Annotated in this window: 5 protein-coding genes; 4 read left to right on the forward strand and 1 reads right to left on the reverse strand. The window is 67.4% G+C overall.

Translation table 11 applies throughout. The annotated features are described in order from the left end of the window. Positions 1 to 293 precede the first annotated feature (293 nt). Complete coding sequence (locus ACFVDP_RS43810; protein WP_383503421.1) at positions 294 to 932, reverse strand: hypothetical protein; 639 nt, start codon at positions 930 to 932, stop codon at positions 294 to 296. Between the two features lie 123 nt (positions 933 to 1,055). On the opposite strand from ACFVDP_RS43810, the gene ACFVDP_RS43815 reads away from it, so the two are divergent. The 4 genes from ACFVDP_RS43815 to ACFVDP_RS43830 all read left to right on the forward strand — a co-directional run bounded on the left by ACFVDP_RS43815 (position 1,056) and on the right by ACFVDP_RS43830 (position 2,971). Beyond that, positions 1,056 to 1,385, forward strand: coding sequence for a hypothetical protein (locus ACFVDP_RS43815; protein WP_383503423.1), 330 nt, complete (start codon positions 1,056 to 1,058; stop codon positions 1,383 to 1,385). Positions 1,386 to 1,734: 349 nt separating this feature from the next. Next, positions 1,735 to 1,986, forward strand: a complete 252-nt coding sequence (locus ACFVDP_RS43820) for a plasmid mobilization protein (RefSeq protein WP_383503425.1) — start codon at positions 1,735 to 1,737, stop codon at positions 1,984 to 1,986. Next, entirely contained in the window at positions 1,983 to 2,366 is a 384-nt protein-coding gene (locus ACFVDP_RS43825; RefSeq protein WP_383503427.1) for a fic family toxin-antitoxin system, toxin component, read from the forward strand. The genes ACFVDP_RS43820 and ACFVDP_RS43825 overlap by 4 nt, the downstream gene beginning before the upstream one ends. A 323-nt stretch (positions 2,367 to 2,689) precedes the next feature. Then, positions 2,690 to 2,971, forward strand: a complete 282-nt coding sequence (locus ACFVDP_RS43830; protein WP_383503428.1) for an HU family DNA-binding protein — start codon at positions 2,690 to 2,692, stop codon at positions 2,969 to 2,971. The last annotated feature ends 1,400 nt before the right edge of the window (positions 2,972 to 4,371 follow it).

A 4,371-nucleotide genomic window follows, 5' to 3' on the forward strand; every position in this document is an offset into this window, starting at 1 on the left:
TCGGCTGGGCGCACTGCGGGATGACCGCCGAAGAAGTGCTGCAATCCGCTGACCAGCGGATGTACGTAGAGAAAAGATCACGTGCCAAGCAGCACAGGTCGACCGGCGCGACCGGATGACGTGCGTTTCGCCGATGCTGTCTCCGGGACAGAAGTCGACGGGCGGATGGCGCACGGGGGCCCGATGTGGTCCACGTACAGCATTGCGTTCATGATCTGCCGCGGGTCGCGCTCGGGCGGGCGGCCGACGTTAGGGCGTCTCGACGGCGGCTGGAGCACTCGATGACGGTGGCCCTATGAGGAGTGGAACGGCCGGGCGAGTTCCGCACTGGCAGCGGCGATGAAGGCTGTTCGTGCGTTCGCCTGACCGTTGAGGATGTCTCGTAGAACAAGTTCGTTCGGAGTCCGGCCGCCGTCGGGAGGGACCTGGAACTCGGTCGACCGAAGACCTGTCTGGTAGAGGATTCGGGCGTGCTGGTGAACTGAATCGCTGTGCGGAAGGGCCTCCACTGCCGCGTAGAACCTTCTGTAAGCCGACCTCACCGGCTCACCACGGGGCCTGAACGCGGCAGAACTGTCCCGCTCGACCTGGTCCGGGTGGTCCTTGGTGGCCATCATCAGCAGTTGGAAGGCCTGCCAGACCTCGTAGCCCGGAAGGGACTCCAGAGGGGCACCGCCTGCGATGTTGCCTGCATCGAAGGCGTCGATCGCTTCAAGGCGATGTCTCTCCAGGCAGGCCAGCGCGCGGATCCGCCGGACTTCCTCCTTGAGATGGTCGCCCCTTGCCATCGTGCTCGTGGAGTAGCGCTGGGCTTCGAGATAGACCGACTGAGGGCCTTCCAGCTCTACGGCGAAGGTCGCGGATCGCAGCGCGTGCATGGCGTCGGCAAGCTCGATCTCGCCTTGTGCAGGGGAGGGGGAGTGCGGGTCCACACGAGCTGCCTCTTTGAGTCGATCTCCGGCAGCACCGACCTGGTCACAAGCCAAGAGGAGAGAATGAGCCGCCTCCCGCTGCATACCGCGCCGCCATTGGAGGAACGCAGCCGAGGACTCGGCGTGTACGGCATCCAGCGCCCCGCGATAGGTGGCTTCGGCTTGCTGGAGGCCCGCTCTGGCGGTCTCCTCGGCCTGCCTCACCGCGCCCCGCATCTGCCACCGGCCGACGAGAAGCGCACCCCCGATGCCCAGCAGCGCGACGCCTGCGGCGCCCACGGCGCCGATCCCCTCCAGGTCCATGCCCTTGATCTTGCCGCAAGGCCCCCTTGGAAGGACGGGCAGGCTGCCGACCTGGCTGACCGCATCGACCGCGACGCTCCGGGCGTGCGCGAGGCCGCCGCCGAGATCAAGGCCTGGATCGCTCGCCCGCAGGGCTGGTCATGTCCCTGAAGGCGCCGAGTTCGAACGGGGCATGAGAGGGAAGGCCGACGGCGTGTCGGTCGGGGACGAGCGTGTACTGCTGCGCTGTTCCCCGGGGGCGCTCCCACGCGGCTTCCCAGAGCTATACGCGTTGTCCCGTGCGCGCCGGGGCAACCTGTGAATCGACGGCATCGATCACGCTGGCTCCATCCTGGTGGGGCACCTGTTCGGTCATGCCCGGCCGTTCACAGGGTCTACGGCCGGCACGGGCGCTTACGGCCCTCACGAGCGAGCTCTTGCCTGCAGCTTCGCGAGTTCTACTCCTCGGAGAGGCGCGAACCTCGTGTAGCAGGTCGTACAAGCCGCTACGCTTTTCCGTATGGCGAAGAAACAGATCAACATCAGGCTCGATGACGACGAGTACGCGGTCATCGAGCAGCGCGCGGCCGCCGTCGGCCTGGAGGTCCACGACTACATGCGGCAGGTGGCCTCGGACGAGGGCAACGACATGCGGCATCGCTTCCTCGGCGCGGCCGCGTACTTCGTCGAGGATTGGGGCGACACCTTTGCCGAGCGCTTCGGCCACGAGGTGCCCGGAAAGAAGGCGGCCCCGGGGCAGGCCGCCGCGTGATCCTGCATATCGACCGCGCCTGGCTGCTCGACGTCGCGCACCACTCGCTCCAGGCAGACCCGGACGTGATCGACTTCGGGTCGCTGGCGGCCGCCGTGGCCCGGCACGCCGACAAGGTGATGGACACCCAGGTCTACCCCGAGCCGTGGCACCGGGCGGCCGCGCTCATGCATCAGCTCATCCGGGTGCACGCCCTGGAGAGCATGAACGAGCTGTTCGGCGCGGCCGTCGCGGCGGCGTACCTGTCTGCCTCCGGCCTCGTGGTGACGGCCGGAGCAAAGCAGGCCGCCGACCTCGCCGAGCGCATCGACCGCGACGCCCTGGGCGTGCGCGAGACCGCCGCCGAGATCAAGGGGTGGATCGCCCGCCCGAAGGGCTGAGCCAGCTGTGGTGTCGCCCAGACCGCGGTGTTGCAGCGTTTACGACGACCGCACGTCGTCGGCACGGGCGCCTCGCAGATGTGAGGCACTCTTGTGGCGCCTACTGTCATCTGTGGGATGAGCGACAGGACCGCAATCATCCTTCAAGGGCCCCGCGCTTCGCTTCGCACGCCGCGTGGGGCCCTGCCGTTGTCGGGGCCGTTCGGAGCATGAGCCGACGGGGCGCGCGCGGGTTGTCGGTGGTGGGTGGCAGCATGGGGAACTTGATCTGTTCCCCTGCTCGTGGAGCGGGGGGCGTCCGAAGCGCGAAGTGGAGTACCGATATGACCCGCAGTGAACTGGTGGCCGCGCTGGCCGAGCGCGCCGAGGTGACCCAGAAGGACGCCGACGCCATTCTGACGGCGTTCGCCGTCACCGTCGGCGACGTGGTCGCCAAGGGCGACGAAAAGATCACCATTCCTGGCTTTGTGACGTTCGAGCGGACCCACCGTGCCGCGCGCGAGGGCCGCAACCCTGCCACCGGCGAGGCGATGAAGATTCCCGCCGGCTACGGCGTGAAGGTCGCCGCGGGCTCGAAGCTCAAGGAAGCCGCCAAGGGCCGGTAGCCAAGCAGACCGGCAGGGCGGTCGCTCGCACTCCGGGCGGCCGCCCCAGGAGGAGTACGGCGGCCTGTAGAACGCCGAGCCAAGAAACACGTCAGACCCGCGCGGGGGTGGCAGCGGGTCTGACGGCATTGCCACGGGGGACGTGGTTTCTCAGTCCAACGACCGCCGCAGGCTGGGGACACGGTCCCGGGAGGCAGTGGCTATGCGGCGCGGCGTACGCCGCGCCGCCGGACAGACGGCGAGACAACAACTGCTGCGTCCAGTACGTCATCGAGGATCCCGTCGGGGTACGCGGGGGCCATGAACAGGTTTTGCCACTGCGGCTGCGGCCCGACCGGGATCCGCTTGCCCGTCACCGTCTCGACCCGCTGGCGCTGAACCGATTCCCGCACGTGCTACCTCACTCACCGATGGATAGGAACTGCCGCGGAATCACCCACGCGGCCCCCAGCTGCACAGCAGCCTCACTAACAGTCTCCTGTCGTACCCCAGAATTAACATCACACCCATGACCGACGCACCCGAATTTCCCGCGCCGCTCATCGACGCCCAGCGAGGAGTCCTCCCGTGCGCGAGGCCCGGCTCCGGTCCCGGACGCCTGGCAGGGACCGACCTTCACCGAAGCTGCGGAGGCCGCCGCGCTCTTGGCCGCGCAGGCCGACACCGGCCGGCCGCTGGGGCACCTCGCTGAGGGCGGGTTCTCAGCGGAGTCACCCAGCTGAGCCCCAGAAAGTGATCACAGGTGGAAGGGGTCTCACCTTCTCCAAGAGCCGTCTCCTCCTGCCAACCGGCCGCCCGAAGAAACCTCTGCGGTTCAGCGGCGCCCCGGCCCGAGATCGCTTCGCGTGGCGACTGTCGTCTGCAGTCGAAAGTCCAGGTACTGGTTGGTGAGTTCGGGGGTGTCGAGCGTTGCGCCCGCGCTGACGGCGTCGCGCATTGCTCGGACCGAGCGACTGCACTCATACGCGGGGTGCACGACAGAGTCAGGCGCGAGTAGCTCCAGCTCGTGGCGGGAGACGTAACAAACCGTGTAGGCGGCTCGCGCTCGTCGATACCGTTCGCCAAGTTCGAGATCAGGCGTGGACGCAATGTTCCTCAAGTCGCTGCCCGCCTGGGCATGGACGGCCAAAAACTGCGAGTACAGAGACTGGCGGGTCCGTCGCCATTCTGCTGCGTCTTCTCGTTGCGTCCTACGTCGTTCAACGAGCAGCGTCGAGGCCATCGCAATGACGGCGCCGACTACCGCGGCAACGAGTGGTGTCCACGACATGCCAGAACCTTATGACCGAGCTGGGATGCAGGCTAAGGGCTCGCAGAGAATCAACGTGCCGATTTGATCTCTGTTGAGTTGCTGTGCGCGAGGAACGCGGTGACGTCGGCGGGGGTGCGGAACCTGGCTG

It is taken from the genome of Streptomyces sp. NPDC057694 (assembly GCF_042799415.1).
In the GTDB taxonomy this organism is placed as follows: Bacteria; Actinomycetota; Actinomycetes; order Streptomycetales; family Streptomycetaceae; genus Streptomyces.